Source organism: Microbacterium sp. M3 (genome assembly GCF_033548675.1).
GTDB classification, from domain to species: Bacteria; Actinomycetota; Actinomycetes; order Actinomycetales; family Microbacteriaceae; genus Microbacterium; species Microbacterium arthrosphaerae.
On record NZ_JAWTZT010000001.1, the window covers coordinates 759,801 to 774,667 of the forward strand.

Consider the following 14,867-nt stretch of genomic DNA (forward strand, 5'->3'; position numbering starts at 1 on the left):
GTGCGCCGCGGGTCGCTACGCTCCGGCGGCGAGCTCCTTGGCACGGGCGAGCGCCGCATCGGTCGCCGTGGCGAACGCGGCGTCGATCCGCGCGCCCTGCAGCACGGCGATGGCGCGCTCGGTCGTGCCCTTCGGACTGGTCACCTTGCGGCGCAGCTCTGCCGGGTCGCCTGCGGATGCCTCGAGCAGCGCCGCGGCGCCGATGAAGGTCTGCTCGGCCATGAGCCGCGCCTCGGCCTCGGCGAAGCCCTTGCCGACGGCGGCCTTCGTGAACTCCTCGACGAGCAGGAAGAAGTAGGCGGGCCCCGAGCCCGAGATCGTCGAGAGCGCGTCGATCTGCCCTTCGGGCACCTCGATCACCGTACCCACGGTCTCGAACAGCCGCCGCACCGTGGCGACGACCGCGGCGCTCGCGTGCGTTCCGGCCGCGAGCCCCGTGACGCCGCGACCGACCAGCGCGGGCGTGTTCGGCATCGAGCGCAGCACCGGCATGCCCGACGGAAGGATCTCCTCGAACGTCGCGACCGTGACCCCGGCGGCGAGGCTCACCACGATGGTGCCGGGGCGGAGCACGGGGGCGATCTCGCGCAGCAGGTCGGGCACCATCGCCGGCTTGACGCCGATGAGCACGACGTCCGCGGCAGCCGCGGCATCCGTGTTCCCCGTGGGCGCATCCTCGAGCGCGACGCTGGTCACGCGGTCGAGGCCGTCGAGCTCGGCGGCCTTGGCGCGCGAGCGGTTCGTCGTGGTGACGCCGTCGCTTGCAAGGCCGGACCGGGCGAGGCCCCGGGCGATCGCACCGCCCATGGAGCCGGCGCCCAGGATCGCGATGGGAGGGAGCGGAGTGGCGTCGTGAGGCATGGCGTCATCCTACGAGCGCTGACCGCAGGCCGCTCGGCGGTCTATTCTCGGGAGTACGGGGGCGCAGGGGCTCTCGCAGACGTGGGAGGCACGCGAACATGACCCTCTTCGACGGCATCGCCGCGCGCAGCGTGGAGACGCCCGGGCTGACCGTCAACGTGCTGGAGCGCACCGGCGACGACCCCGCAACGCCCCCGGATCGCACCGTCGTGCTGATCCATGGGAACGTGTCGTCGGCGCTGTTCTGGCAGGAGACGATGCAGGACCTGCCGACCGACATCCGCGTCATCGCGATCGACCTCCGCGGGTACGGCGGCACGGAGCACGCGCCGATCGACGCGACACGCGGCGTGCGGGACTTCAGCGACGACGTCCGGGCGACGCTCGAGGCGCTCGGCATCCCGACGGCGCACCTCGTCGGATGGTCGATGGGGGCCGGGGTGGCGCTGCAGTACGCCCTCGACCACCCTGTGCTGAGCCTGACGCTCGAAGCGCCCATCTCGCCGTACGGTTTCGGCGGCACCCGCCGCGATGGCTCGCGACTCACCGACGACGACGCCGGCTGCGGCGGCGGCACCGTCAACCCCGACTTCGTGCAGCGGCTCATCGACCACGACAAGACCACGGACGCCCCGACGTCGCCCCGCTCGGTGTTCCGCTCGCAGTACGTGGCGGCCGACTACCGCACCGACCACGAGGACGTGTGGATCGAGTCGATGCTCACCACCTCGACCGCCACGGGCAACTACCCGGGCGACGCGGTGCCGAGCAAGAACTGGCCGGGGTTCGCGGCCGGCAAGATCGGCGTCGCCAACACCATGGCCCCGGGGTACTTCGATGTGTCGGGGATCGTGGAGCTCGCCGAGAAGCCGCCGATCCTGTGGATCCGCGGCACCGCCGACCCGATCGTGTCGGACGCGTCGCTCTACGACTACAACAACCTCGCCAAGCTCGGCTTCGTGCCGGATTGGCCCGGCGACGACGTCGCGCCCCCGCAGGAGATGGTGTCGCAGACGCGCGACGTCCTGGCGCGCTACGCCGCCGCGGGCGGCGAGGTCACGGAGATCGCGCTCGAGGGCGCCGGCCACACCCCGCATCTCGAGCGGCCGGCCGAGTTCCGTCACGCGCTGCTCGAGGCGATCGGCTACGTCGGGCGGCCGCACGATCCGGCTCCTCCGACCGAGGCGATCATCCTGCGCTCGTCCGACTGACACCGAAAGCCCCGGCGCGCAAGGGGTGTCGGGCGCAGCGCGCGGCGTCCGTAGACTCATCCGCATGAGTGCTTCCGGCGGCGGCAAGGCCATCATCGCGGCGTTCCTGGCGAACATGGGCATCGCCCTGGCGAAGTTCGTCGCCTGGCTCATCTCGGGCTCGGCCTCGATGCTCGCCGAGGCGATCCACTCGGTCGCCGACTCGGGCAACCAGCTGCTGCTCCTCCTCGGCGGCCGCCGTGCGAAGCGGGCCGCCGACCGCGACCATCCGTTCGGCTACGGGCGCGAGCGCTACGTCTACGCCTTCGTCGTCTCGATCATCCTGTTCTCGGTGGGTGGTCTCTTCTCCATCTACGAGGGCGTCGAGAAGCTGACGCATCCCCACGAGGTCACGAACTACTGGGTGCCGATCGGGGTGCTGGTCATCGCGATCCTCCTCGAGTCGTTCTCGCTGCGCACGGCGATCAAGGAGAGCAACCATGTCCGCGGCCGAGGGCAGTCGTGGGTCTCGTTCGTGCGCCACGCCAAGGCGCCCGAGCTTCCCGTCGTCCTGCTCGAAGACGTCGGCGCCCTGATCGGCCTCGTGTTCGCCCTGTTCGGCGTCGGCATGACGGCGATCACCCACAACCCGCTGTTCGATGCCCTCGGCACGCTCATGATCGGCACGCTGCTGATCGTGATCGCGATCGTCCTCGGCATCGAGACGAAGAGCCTCCTGGTCGGCGAAGGAGCGACGGATGCCGATCTGCAGCGCATCGTCGCGGCCATCGCCGACGGGCCCGAGGTCGAGAAGCTCATCCACATCAAGACGCTGTATCTCGGCCCGGACGAGCTCCTGGTCGCGGCCAAGCTGGGCTTCGCCTCGGACGCCCCGCTCGCGGACGTCGCCGCCGACATCGACCGCGTGGAGTCCCGGGTGCGCCAGGCCGTACCCGCAGCGCGGGTGATCTACTTCGAGCCCGACATCTTCCGGCCGGGCGACGACCCGACGCCGCCCACGTCGCAGTTCGTGATCAAGTCCGCCGACTGACCGCTTCGCAGGCCGCATCGCTCCCACCGACTGGCTCGGCGGGTGTTCGCGGCGACGAGCGATCGCCTTCTCTCACCGCCCCCACCAAGCACCGACGAGGACACGATGCCCATCGAGTACTGCCTGTTCACCGAACCGCAGCAGGGCGCGAGCTACGACGACCAGCTCGCCTTCGCCCAGGCGGGTGAGCGACTCGGCTTCGACGGATTCTTCCGCTCCGACCACTATCTCCACATGGGCGACGGCGACGGCCTTCCAGGCCCCACCGATGCGTGGACCACCCTGGCCGGCCTCGCGCGTGAGACCTCGCGCATCCGGCTCGGCACCCTCGTGTCGTCGGTGACGTATCGCGTGCCCGGCCTGCTGGCGATCCAGGTCGCGCAGGTCGACGCGATGTCGGGCGGGCGCGTCGAGCTGGGCCTCGGCACGGGGTGGTTCGAACGCGAGCACGCGGCCTACGGCATCCCGTTCCCCGCGAAGAGGTTCGACCTGCTCGAGGAGCAGCTCGAACTCGTGACGGGCCTGTGGGCCACGCCGGCGGGCGAGACGTACAGCTTCGACGGCACGCACTATCGGCTGACGGATGCCCCGGCCCTGCCTAAGCCGGTGCAGCCGCGTGTTCCGGTGATCGTGGGCGGCGGCGGCCCGCGGCGGACGCCGGAGCTCGCCGCGCGGTACGCGACCGAGTTCAACATCGGCTTCCGCTCCGAGGCGGAGTCGGCCGAGAAGTTCGCCGTCGTGCGGGCGGCCTGCGAGCGGATCGGTCGCGACCCGAAGTCGCTCAAGCTCTCGGTGGCACTGCCGACGCTGGCTGCGGCATCCGTTCCCGAGCTCGACCGTCGTGCAGCGAACATCGGCCGCACCGTCGGCGAGCTGCGCGGCGACGTCAACATCGTGGGCGACCGCGACGAGATCGTGGCCAAGGTCGAGCGGCTGGTCGCGCTCGGAGCGCAGCGCGTGTACCTCCAGCTGATGGACCTGCAGGACGTCGCACACGTCGAGTACCTCGGCGCCGAGGTGCTCCCCTACCTTCCCCGTTGACCCCGCCTCGCTCTCCGACCCCGCCTCGCCCGAGGGCCGGGCACCGGGGACGGGGTCAGACGGGCAGCCGGTAGGACGGCAGGCCGCGGCGCCGGATGAGCCATTCCGCGAACACGAGGTTCGGCAGCCAGCACAGGAACGGGACGGCCGCGTACGCGTTCGCGAAGGCCGACCCGTACTCGGGCGGCCATCCGATCAGGAGCGAGGCCACGAGCAGCACGGGCAGCCACACCCGCAGCATCACGCCGGAGTAAGTGAGGGCGTAGTTGCGGATCATCCACGCGCGGTGGCTCGGCACATCGCCGCGGCGGATGGCACGGTAGGCGCGCCATCCGGTCACCAGCCACAGCACGGCGAGCGCGCCGAAGCCGAAGAACCCGACGAATCCGGCGGGGCTGGACGGCGCGATGATCAGCCCGGCCACGCCGCCGACGGCGACGGCGACGAGGGAGACGCGGCCGATCCAGCGATGCGCGCGCGGGGCGCGGGTGCGCAGCCCGCTCCAGAACTGCAGGGGGCCGGCGACGAGGGCGACCGCGCCGCCGACGATGTGGACGTAGAGCGCCCCCTGCACGAACGGGTGCACCCCGGCGTACGTCGGCGCGAGGCCGACGTCGTCGCCGGCCAGATCGCGCAGCGAGGCCGTGAAGTACGGCACGGCGGAGTACGCCACGATCGCCAGGGCCGTGAGCAGCACGACCAGCCAGCCGATGCGGGAGCGGATGCCGCCGGGCCGGGTGACGGCGGGTGCGGAGCGGACGGGTTCGATGAGGCGGGTCACGTGCGTCACGCTAGGCCCGCCGCACGGCTCCGGAGCAGGGTGCTGTCCCCCCGATCCGCGGCGGCTGACCCCACCCGGCCGCGGGTTCAGCGACGCTCGTCGAAGAACGCGCGCAGGAGGGCGGATGCCTCGTCCTCGCGCACGCCGGCCACCACCTCGGCGCGGTGAGGCAGGCGCCGGTCGCGCACGACGTCGTACATCGACCCCGCGGCACCGGCCTTCTCGTCCCAGGCGCCGAACACCAGCCGCGAGACGCGGGACTGCAGCACCGCCCCCGCGCACATGACGCACGGCTCGAGCGTCACCACCAGGGTGCACCCCTCGAGGTTCCACGAGCCGAGCGCGGCCGCCGCCTCGCGGAGCGCCACCACCTCCGCGTGCGCGGTCGGATCGTGCTCGAGCTCTCGACGGTTGCGACCTTCGCCGATCACCGTGCCCGCGGCATCCGTCACCACCGCGCCGACCGGGACGTCGCCGGTCGCACCGGCCGCCACGGCGAGCGCGAGCGCGCGGTCCATGGCGGCGAGGTCGGCGGCGTCGAAAGTCACCTCCCGAGGGTATCGCCGGCCCCTGCGCACGGTCGCTGACAGGAGGCGGCACTACTCTGTGTCTATGCGCCTGCACGTCGCCGACCACCCCCTCATCACCCACAAGCTCACGGTGCTGCGCGACCAGCGCACGTCGTCGCCGGTCTTCCGGCAGCTCACCGAAGAGCTCGTCACCCTCCTGGCCTACGAGGCGACGCGCAACGTGCGCGTCGAGGAGGTCGAGATCCAGACGCCCGTGACCACGACCATCGGCGTGCGCATCGGCGACCCCCGGCCGCTGGTCGTGCCCATCCTCCGTGCCGGCCTCGGCATGCTCGAGGGCATGGTCAAGCTCATCCCCACCGCCGAGGTCGGCTTCCTCGGCATGGTGCGCAACGAAGAGACGCTGGTGCCGTCCACGTACGCCGAGCGTCTGCCCGACGACCTCAGCGATCGCCAGTGCTTCGTGCTCGACCCGATGCTCGCAACCGGCGGCTCGCTCGGCGCCGCCATCGAGTTCCTGTTCCGCCGCGGCGCGCAGGACGTCACCGCGATCTGCCTGCTCGGCGCCCCCGAGGGCGTCGCCGCGATCGAGAAGCAGGTCGACGGCCGCGACGTGACCCTCGTGCTCGGCGCCCTCGACGAGCGGCTCAACGAGAAGGGCTACATCGTGCCCGGTCTCGGAGACGCGGGCGACCGCCTCTACGGCACCGTCTGAGGCTCGGCGGGGGCGGGCGCGAGCGGGCTGGAGGCTTCCGGGCCTCCCGTCCGGGGCACGGGCCGCCGCCACGGCGCCGCACGATTCCGGGACGCACCGCGCGCCGGGCCTCACACGATCGGCAGGCGGCGGGCGTCCGAGGCGACGGCGATCTCGCCGGTCACCGGGCCGCGTCCGAGCACCGCGACCGGGGTGAACGGGCGGCCGTTGAACCGCGTCGCGGTGACGGTCGTGTAGGCGCCCATCGTGGGACTCACGAGCAGGTCGCCCACCCGCAGATCGGGCAGCATCACCTCGCGGGCGATCACGTCGGACGAGTCGCAGGTCGGCCCGGCGAGCGTCGCCCAGCGGTGACCGGCGGCGCCGGCCGGGTGTGACGCGGCAGACCCCGGCAGATCCCGCTCCGCGAAGACGAGCGGGTGCACGTCCTCGGTGAGCACGTTGGAGTACGAGCCGTAGAGCCCGTCATCGAGGTAGTACCAGCGGCCGTCGCTGCGCTCGGCGATCCCGACGACGCTCGTGACCAGCGTCATGGCGTCGGCGACCATCACGCGTCCCGGTTCGGCGATGATGTCGAGCCGCCGCGCGTGCGGCTCGAGCACCGGACGCAGCGCCGCGGCCATCTCGTCGACGCCGGCGGCTTCGGCATCGTAGGACGCCGGGAAGCCGCCGCCGATGTCGAGCGTGTCGAACTGCACGTTCAGCCGCCGCTCGAGGATGTCCATGAGCTCCAGCGTGTCGGCGGCCGCCGCTGCGAATCGGCCGGCATCGTCCAGTTGACTGCCGACGTGGTAGCTGAACCCGGCGACGGTGACCCCCGCCGCGAGCGCGCGCTCGACGAGATGCGCGGCCTCGAACGGCCCGACCCCGAACTTGCTCGACAGATCGCTCTTCGCGTGGGGGCTGCGGTACGCCAGCCGCACCAGCAGCCGGGTGTCGGGCGGTGCGCCGCGGAACTTGTCGATCTCGACGTCGTTGTCGACCACGAACGTCCGCACACCGGCGGCGAGCGCCGCGGCGATCTCGGCCGGCTTCTTGATCGGATGCGTGTGGATGATGCGAGCCGGGTCGACGCCGCGCCGGGTCAGCAGCGCGAGCTCCTCGCCGCCCGCGATGTCGAACCCGCAACCCGCGTCGTCGAGCACGTCGAGCACCGCGTCGTGTGCGAGCGCCTTGACCGCGTAGTGGAAGCCCACGAACGGCAGCGTGCGGCGCAGGTGCCGGTACTGACGGCGCACGCGCTCGGGATCGAGCAGCAGCACCGGGGTGCCGTGCAGGGCGATCGCGGCGCGTGCGGCGACGGAGGAGAGGAGAGCGGATGTCTCGGCCCGCCGTCGATCCTCGAACGCCCGCGCGGTGCGCGCATCACGCCGCTTGACGTGAAGGTCATGCAGGGCTGTGGGGTTCATGACGCCACCTCCGGGGCATCGGCGGAGCGGCGGCGATCGCGCAGCCCGCTCTTCGCGGTGACGGTGAAGGCCCCCGCCGCGATGGCGTAGAAGACGACGTCGGCGGCGACCTTGCCGGCGAGCATGCCCCAGAGCGGATCGGGGACGAGCCAGAGTCCCAGCATCAGGGCCGCCGGACGGATCAGGAACGTGTCGAGCACCTCGGCGGCACCGAACTCGGCGACCAGCAGCACGCCGGTGCGCGCGGCGGCGCGCGTGCGCGTGCGGGCCACCCGGGACTGCTCGACGAAGTTCGCGACGGCGAGCACCGCATAGAACCCGACGATCTCGCCGAGGAGGGCGACGAGGGCGATGACCGGTGCGACATCCGTCCACATCGTGGCGAGCAGTCCGCCCAGCACCATCACGGCGGTGCCGGCGATCTCGGCGGGCAGATACCGGACGATCCAGAAGACGAGCCCGCGCCGCTGCCCGGGGCGCGCGGCGGAGGCGACGGTCGCACCGGCTGCCGGCGCAGGCGCCGGGGTCACGGCATCCGTCCTCGCCTCGCGCACCGGCTCCCGGCGTGCCGCCGCGGTCACGGCGGACGGCTGGTCGATCGCGGTCATGTCGGCACCCCCTCCGTGTGACAGAGGAGGGGGCAGACACGCTGATACGACCGCCGATGCGCAAGAAGCGGCGCGACATCCGCCCCTCGCCGAACGGATGCCGCGCCATCTGCGCCTCTCGGACGCCCGGCCAGGCTAGAACGGCGAGGTTCCCGGCCCTATGGGGTTGACATGCCGGGGTGCGCCGTCTAGCCCTGTGTGCGCGGCGAGGTCGCGACCGGTTCAGTCTCCGAGCGGCGGCTCCTGCGGGTTGCGGCGGCCCGTCTCGCGCTCCCAGAACTCCAGCTGCTGGGTGAGCGCCTTGGCGAGCTCGAACACCTGGTCAGGAGGAATCCGGATGCGGCTCACCACGCGCGCGGGCACGACGGTGTGGCGCTGCCCGGTCTCGGCATCGACCTGCTCGCGCGGCGGCTGCGCGAGGGTGAGGAAGTCCATCACGAACACCGTGGGGGTGTGCCACACGTTCGCGAAATCGGCGTACGCACCGCCGATCAGCTCGGGCGGGAGGTCGATCTCGAACTGCTGCGATGCGTCGTCGGCCATGCGGGCTCCTCTGCGGGCGTGGGTCTCGCGCGGTCGTCGCGGATGCCCACCGCTGTCATGCGCACCGTCTGCGACGTGTGCGCGAGTCTACGCGGCGCTCAGCCCCGCCCGACCAGCCGCGCGAAGCCGCTCAGTCGCGCCACGCCTTCGGGCGTGTACGGCAGGTCGTCGAGCAGTCCCGGCGAGTAGACGACATACGCCGTGTGCATGGCGCGCGAGATCGCGACGTTGAGGCGATTGCGCAGCAGCAGGAACTCCAGGCCCCGCGGAGCGTCGCGCCCGCTGGACGCCGCGAGCGACACGATGGCGACGGCCGCCTCCTTGCCCTGGAACTTGTCGACGGTGCCGACCGGGACGCCGGGGAAGCCCGCCGCCGCCAGGGCCGTCTCGACCGCCACCTGCTGCGCGTTGTACGGGGTCACGACGATGATGTCGCGCTCTTCGAGCGGGCGCGGCGGCGCCGCAGCCGACACCCCGTCGGCGTCGTCGGTGGCAGCATCGGTCCACGGCCGGCCGATGAGGTCGGCCACGATGCGGGCGACCTCCGCGGCCTCTTCGAGCGACTGGGTCGCGTTGCCGTGGTGGCGGAGCGCGATCGGCTGCAGGCCGGCGCTGACCCCGTCGATCCGGCGCAGGGCCGTCGAGGGGTGCGCCGCGAGCTCGCCGCGATACGACAGGGCCGAGACCGGCGCCGCGACCTCGGGCCGCATCCGCCGCGTCTGGGCCAGGAAGTAGCCGTACTCGGGCGGGATGACGTCGGCGCCGTCCATCACCCAGCCGAGCGCCGAGGTGTCGACCGGCGCGGGATGGGTGCCCTGGCTCACCTGCGGCAGCTGCTGGGGGTCGCCGAGCAGCAGCAGGCGCGGTGCGGCGAGCGACACCGCGATCGTCGACGCCAGCGAGAACTGCCCGGCCTCGTCGACGACGAGGAGGTCGAGGCTGCCGCGCGGCACGCGGCCCTCGTGGCTGAAGTCCCACGCGGTGCCGCCGATCACATAGCCGGATGCCTCGTGCTCGGCGGTGAACGCCGCGACCCCGTTCTTCGGCAGCACCGTGAAGGCATGGGCGGCGGCGGGGTCTTTGGGGGCCTTGCCGACCTGCGCGGCGGGGACCCCCGCGGCGATGACGCGTTCGAGCAGGTGCTCGACGGTCGCATGCCCCTGGGCGACGACCCCGACCTTGTAGCCGTGCTCCTGCACGAGTCGCGCGATGACGTGGGATCCGACGTAGGTCTTCCCCGTACCGGGAGGGCCCTGCACGGCCAGGTAGCTGCGGTCGAGGCGGCGCACGGCGCGGGCGATCGCGTCGACGAGGTCGTCTCCCGCCGGCGGAAGCCCGCTGCTCGCCACGCCCGGCATCGCGGCCGCGTCCGGGGCCGGACGCGTGCGCGGCGGGCGGCGGCACAGGATGTCGGTGGCCGGGTCTTCGGGCAGCTCCGGCGCGGCCGCGATGACGGCATCCGCCCACGCGTCGATGGCCGCCTGCTGGTTGCCCGCCGCGGGCGGTGCCGCCGGGGTGAGAGCGAGGGGCAGCTCGCTCCACGTGATCCCGTCGACTGCCGTCTCTTCGATGACGGCCCCGTCGTCGAGCACCTCGAGCACCGTGACCGAGCGGTAGGAGTGGATCCACCGCGGCGAGGCCTCGAACGGATACGGCGCCGGCAGCTCGTACAGCGCGAACGGGTTGACGCCCTCGCTCAGGCGCGTGCCGGGGGCGAGGTCTCCGCGCAGCTCGACGACCCGCCGCTCACCGCCGCGGCCGCTCTCGGGGAAGTGCCAGTCCTCGCGCACGCGGCTGCGGGTCGGGTCGATCACGACGACGTCGCGGGTGTCGTCCCACAGCGACACCGGCTCGCGCAGCCGCAGGAAGTGCGTGGCCCAGAACGACTTCGCCTCGCGCGGGTAGTAGTCGATCGCCGCCGCGCCCAGACGCAGCGTCCGCGCGTCGACCGAGTCCTCGGGGTGCTCGAGCGCCAGGGCGTCGAGCATCGTGGCCCGCGGCGAGGGCTCGTACGCGCGCTCGTCGGGCTCGGGGTTGGGTGAGGGCACGAGGGCCGCTTCGCGCGCGCGGTCCACGAGCCAGTCGCGCAGCCGCCGCGTCGAGACGCAGTCGTAGCGGTTGTAGTCGGCGAGGTCGTCGAGCACCAGCCCCGCCTCGAGGTCGTGGCCGTCGGCCTCGAGCGCGCGCGCCTCGACATAGCGGACGATCGAGTCGTCGCCCTTCTGCACGTCGCTGGTGCGCACCTCATCGCCCATGTAGAGCGGCTCGAGCTTCTTGATCGAGTACGACCGCGAACCTACCCGCAGCGCACGGCGCACGACCGGGTACAGGTCGACGAAGACGCCGTCGCGCAGCAGCCGGTCGACGTCGGCCTCGCGCACGCCGTGGCGCGCCGCCATCGCCAGCAGGTGCGTCGGCTCGTACGGCGCGTAATGGTAGATGTGCATGCCCGGATGCTGCTGACGCCGCAGGTTCACGATGTCGAGGAACGTCTCGAGCGCGCGCTTCTCGTCGGCGAACGAGTGCGCCCACAGGGCCGTGTACTGCTCGCGGCTGTCGACCCAGCCGAACAGGTAGTCGATGCCCCACTGCCTGGGCTCTCCGGGCACCGGCGGCTCGGTGTAGAGGGGGTCGCCCTCGAAGTCGAAGAAGAGATCCCCGTGGTCGGGGCGTGGGAGCGCGCCGAGCGCCTTCGGCGCGACGACCTCGAACACCGGGACCGGCGGCGCGGCGTCGGCGACGGCACCGGGCTCGTCGACCAGCCCGGCGACGCCGAGCTCCGCGGCGTCGGCGGTGATGGTCGCGGCCGACGCGTCGACGGCCACGGCGGCGAGGGCGACCACGGCGGCCGGGGGCTTCGGCGTCACGAGCGGCGGCGTGCCCGCGGGGCTCTCGAGCTGCAGGCGGGCCTGGATGCGCAGCGACCCGAACACGTCCGGGTTCATGCCGGCAGGACCGGCCGGGGCCTCTGCGAGCTGCTCGATGGTCGTGATGCCGGCCGCGCGCAGCCGCTCGCGCTGCACCGGCCGCATGCCGGCGACGAGAAGGAGGTCGCGGGACGCCACGACCTCGGCATCGCACGTCGCGCAGCGTCCGCACGCCACCACGCCGAGGTCGCCCCGGGGGTCGCCCCACGCGATCGGCTCCGCTGCGGCGCCGAGATCGATACGGCGATCGGCGATGAGGGCGGCCAGCCGCTCGCGCCGCAGCGTGAAGACGGGCAGCAGGTCGTCGACCTCGTGCTCGCTCACGCTGCCGTCGCCGAGGAGCAGCTGCACGCGGCCCGACCGGGGAACCGCCAGACGGTCGAGCTGGTCGACGTAGGCGGCGAGCTGCATGAGCGCGGTGACGCGCGCGTGACGGGCCAGCTTGGTGTCCTGCACCAGCCAGCGCCGGTCGTCGTCGCGGACGAGGAAGTCGGCGAACCCCACGAACTCGTCCGTCGCGAACGCGGCCTGATAGACGACTTCGGCGCCGGAGGCCAGGGCGGCGTTCGTGCGGGCGACCGCATCGGCGAGGGCCGCGGCATCCGACGATCGCGTCTCGGGGATCTCGACCACCCCGTCGCCGTATCGCGCGACGTAGTCGGCGAGCACCCGCTGCTCGTGGACGGTGCCGAGGCGCCCCGCGCGCTCGAGCGTGAGGTCTTCGGGCTCTTCGACCGCGGCCACGCGCCCGAGTCGCGCGTCGATCGCGCGCAGCCAGGCGAACTCGCACTCCGCGGCGGCCTTCAGGTCGCTCGCGCTCCAGACGATCCGGCCTTCGTCCTCGATGTATCGCATGCCCTGCCCCTTCTCCCCCACGACCCTAGCCGCGGCCCCCGACACCTCCGGCCCATGCGTTCGAGTCGCGCACTTTGCAGCCGATCGGGTCGAAAACCTGCGAAGTGCGCGATTCGAACGCCGCTCAGGGCACCGGCCACGACGCAACCCCCGACCGGGCCGACACCCCAACTGACAGACTGGAGCGCATGAGCCTGCCCTTCGAGAGCGCGTACCGGCACGGGTTCGCCCGGGTCGCCGCCTGCACGATCCCGGTCTCGATCGCCGACCCCGCGACGAACGCCGACGCGGTGCTGGCGTCCGCCCGCGAGTGCGACGCCGACGCGGTCGCCGTCGCGGTCTTCCCGGAGCTGTGCCTCACCGGCTACGCGATCGACGACCTCGTCATGCAGGACCCGGTGCTCGACGCCGTCGAGGCCGCGATCGAGCGGCTGGTGGCGGCATCCGTCGATCTTCTGCCGATGATCGTCGTCGGCGCGCCGCTGCGTCACCGCAACCGCCTCTACAACTGCGCCGTCGTCATCCACCGCGGCGAGCTGCTCGGCGTCGCCCCCAAGTCGTACCTGCCGACCTACCGGGAGTTCTACGAGCGCCGCTGGTACGCGCCCGGCGACGACCAGGCGGGCCAGGACGTCCGCGTCGGCGACCTCGAGGCCCCGTTCGGGCCCGACCTGCTGTTCGAGGCGCTCGACGTCCCGGGGCTCGTCGTGCACGCCGAGGTGTGCGAGGACGTGTGGGTTCCGATCCCGCCGTCGTCGCACGCGGCGCTCGCCGGCGCATCGGTGCTGCTGAACCTCAGCGGGAGCCCGATCACGATCGCGCGCGCCGAGGACCGCAAGGACCTCTGCCAGTCGCAGTCGCTGCGCTGCCTCGCCGCCTACGCGTATGCCGCCGCCGGCATGGGCGAGTCCACGAACGACGTCTCGTGGGACGGCCAGACCATGATCTACGAGGGCGGCAACCTGCTCGTCGAGACGGAGCGCTTCCCCGACGGCCCGCGCCGCTCCGTCGCCGACGTCGACCTCGACCGGCTGCGGCAGGACCGCCTGCGGCAGGGCACCTTCGACGACAACCGGCGCGCGACCGCCGCCGACCGCCTGTTCCGCACCGTGCACTTCCGGCTCGAGCCGCCGCAGACCGACATCGGACTGCGGCGCACGCTCGACCGGTTCCCGTTCGTGCCCGACGACCCCGAGCGGCTCGCGCTGGACTGCTACGAGGCCTTCAACATCCAGGTGTCGGGGCTCGTGCAGCGCATGCGCGCGATCGGCGGGCCGAAGCCGGTCCTCGGCGTGAGCGGTGGCCTGGACTCGACGCACGCGCTGCTGGTGGTCGCACGCGCGATGGACGTCATGGGCCGCCCCCGCAGCGACATCATGACGTACACGATGCCCGGCTTCGCGACGAGCGAGCACACCAAGTCGAACGCCATCGCGCTCTCCGAGGCGATGGGGGCGTCGATCGAGACGATCGACATCCGCCCGGCGGCGACCGAGATGCTCGAGCGCCTCGGCCACCCGTTCGCCGACGGCGAGCCGGTGCACGACATCACCTTCGAGAACGTGCAGGCGGGCCTGCGCACCGACTACCTCTTCCGCCTCGCGAACCACCACGGCGGCATGGTCATCGGCACGTCCGACCTGTCGGAGCTCGCGCTCGGCTGGGCCACCTACGGCGTCGGCGACCACATGAGCCACTACGCCGTCAACGCGGGCGTGCCGAAGACCCTCATCCAGCACGTCATCCGCTGGGTCATCGCCCACCGCGGCCACGAGGGCGGGTCCACCGACCTCAGCGACGAGGCCCGCGCCGTGCTGCAGTCCGTGCTCGACACCGAGATCTCGCCCGAGCTCGTGCCCGCGGGCCAGGACGGCAAGATGCAGTCGACCGAGGACCGCATCGGCCCGTACTCGCTGCACGACTTCGCGCTGTACCACGTGCTCCGCTTCGGGTTCCGGCCGTCGAAGATCGCGTTCATCGCCTCGCACGCCTGGCACGATGCCGACGCCGGCGCCTGGCCGCCCGGCTTCCCCGACGAGGACCGCTACGCCTACGACCTGCCGACGGTCGCGAAATGGCTGCGCGTGTTCCTGCAGCGCTACTTCGCCTTCGCGCAGTTCAAGCGCTCGGCGATCCCGAACGGCCCGAAGGTGTCGCCGGCCGGCTCGCTGTCGCCCCGCGGCGACTGGCGCGCTCCGTCCGACGGCAACGCCCGTGCGTGGCTGGCAGAGCTCGACGCCGCCCTGCCCGAGCTCGCACAGGAATGAGATGACGGATGCCGCGGCCCGCGGCATCCGTCATCTCCCGGTCCGATCGCCGCACCACGGGCGGCGCGCGAGCCGGCTCACCCCGCCGG

The 14,867-nt window shown here is 72.5% G+C and carries 12 protein-coding genes; 5 read left to right on the forward strand and 7 right to left on the reverse strand.

Annotated elements, in window-relative coordinates:
- Positions 1-15: 15 nt before the first annotated feature.
- Positions 16-861 carry a pyrroline-5-carboxylate reductase gene (proC, locus tag R8Z57_RS03465; RefSeq protein WP_318352350.1) on the reverse strand — a complete coding sequence of 282 codons (846 nt, stop codon included), beginning with the start codon at positions 859-861 and terminating at the stop codon, positions 16-18.
- A gap of 98 nt (positions 862-959) precedes the next feature.
- Here proC and R8Z57_RS03470 point away from each other — a divergent pair, with 98 nt between their 5' ends.
- From R8Z57_RS03470 to R8Z57_RS03480, 3 genes are all read left to right on the forward strand, one after another.
- Complete coding sequence (locus R8Z57_RS03470; RefSeq protein ID WP_318352351.1) at positions 960-2,072, forward strand: alpha/beta hydrolase; 1,113 nt, start codon at positions 960-962, stop codon at positions 2,070-2,072.
- A 64-nt stretch (positions 2,073-2,136) separates the two neighbouring features.
- Positions 2,137-3,102, forward strand: coding sequence for a cation diffusion facilitator family transporter (locus R8Z57_RS03475; protein ID WP_318352352.1), 966 nt, complete (start codon positions 2,137-2,139; stop codon positions 3,100-3,102).
- A 111-nt stretch (positions 3,103-3,213) separates the two neighbouring features.
- Complete coding sequence (locus tag R8Z57_RS03480; protein ID WP_318352718.1) at positions 3,214-4,143, forward strand: LLM class F420-dependent oxidoreductase; 930 nt, start codon at positions 3,214-3,216, stop codon at positions 4,141-4,143.
- 55 nt (positions 4,144-4,198) lie between these two features.
- Here R8Z57_RS03480 and R8Z57_RS03485 read toward each other — a convergent pair whose 3' ends face one another.
- The gene (locus R8Z57_RS03485) at positions 4,199-4,924 is read right to left on the reverse strand and encodes a DUF2306 domain-containing protein (protein ID WP_318352353.1); all 726 of its coding nucleotides are present in this window, start codon (positions 4,922-4,924) and stop codon (positions 4,199-4,201) included.
- An 86-nt stretch (positions 4,925-5,010) separates the two neighbouring features.
- Positions 5,011-5,442, reverse strand: coding sequence for a tRNA adenosine(34) deaminase TadA (tadA, locus tag R8Z57_RS03490; RefSeq protein WP_318352719.1), 432 nt, complete (start codon positions 5,440-5,442; stop codon positions 5,011-5,013).
- Positions 5,443-5,536: 94 nt separating this feature from the next.
- Here tadA and upp point away from each other — a divergent pair, with 94 nt between their 5' ends.
- Positions 5,537-6,169 carry a uracil phosphoribosyltransferase gene (gene upp, locus R8Z57_RS03495; protein WP_318352354.1) on the forward strand — a complete coding sequence of 211 codons (633 nt, stop codon included), beginning with the start codon at positions 5,537-5,539 and terminating at the stop codon, positions 6,167-6,169.
- 110 nt (positions 6,170-6,279) lie between these two features.
- Here upp and R8Z57_RS03500 read toward each other — a convergent pair whose 3' ends face one another.
- The 4 genes from R8Z57_RS03500 to R8Z57_RS03515 all read right to left on the reverse strand — a co-directional run bounded on the left by R8Z57_RS03500 (position 6,280) and on the right by R8Z57_RS03515 (position 12,511).
- Positions 6,280-7,578: a type III PLP-dependent enzyme gene (locus R8Z57_RS03500; protein WP_318352355.1), complete on the reverse strand. Its 1,299-nt coding sequence runs from the start codon at positions 7,576-7,578 to the stop codon at positions 6,280-6,282.
- Positions 7,575-8,186, reverse strand: a complete 612-nt coding sequence (locus R8Z57_RS03505) for a hypothetical protein (protein ID WP_318352356.1) — start codon at positions 8,184-8,186, stop codon at positions 7,575-7,577. The genes R8Z57_RS03500 and R8Z57_RS03505 overlap by 4 nt, the downstream gene beginning before the upstream one ends.
- Before the next feature lie 222 nt (positions 8,187-8,408).
- Positions 8,409-8,729, reverse strand: coding sequence for a DUF3467 domain-containing protein (locus R8Z57_RS03510; protein ID WP_109211411.1), 321 nt, complete (start codon positions 8,727-8,729; stop codon positions 8,409-8,411).
- A 98-nt stretch (positions 8,730-8,827) separates the two neighbouring features.
- Complete coding sequence (locus R8Z57_RS03515) at positions 8,828-12,511, reverse strand: TM0106 family RecB-like putative nuclease (RefSeq protein ID WP_318352357.1); 3,684 nt, start codon at positions 12,509-12,511, stop codon at positions 8,828-8,830.
- 188 nt (positions 12,512-12,699) lie between these two features.
- Between R8Z57_RS03515 and R8Z57_RS03520 the strand changes: the two genes are divergently transcribed.
- The gene (locus R8Z57_RS03520; protein ID WP_318352358.1) at positions 12,700-14,778 is read left to right on the forward strand and encodes an NAD(+) synthase; all 2,079 of its coding nucleotides are present in this window, start codon (positions 12,700-12,702) and stop codon (positions 14,776-14,778) included.
- Positions 14,779-14,867: the final 89 nt, after the last annotated feature.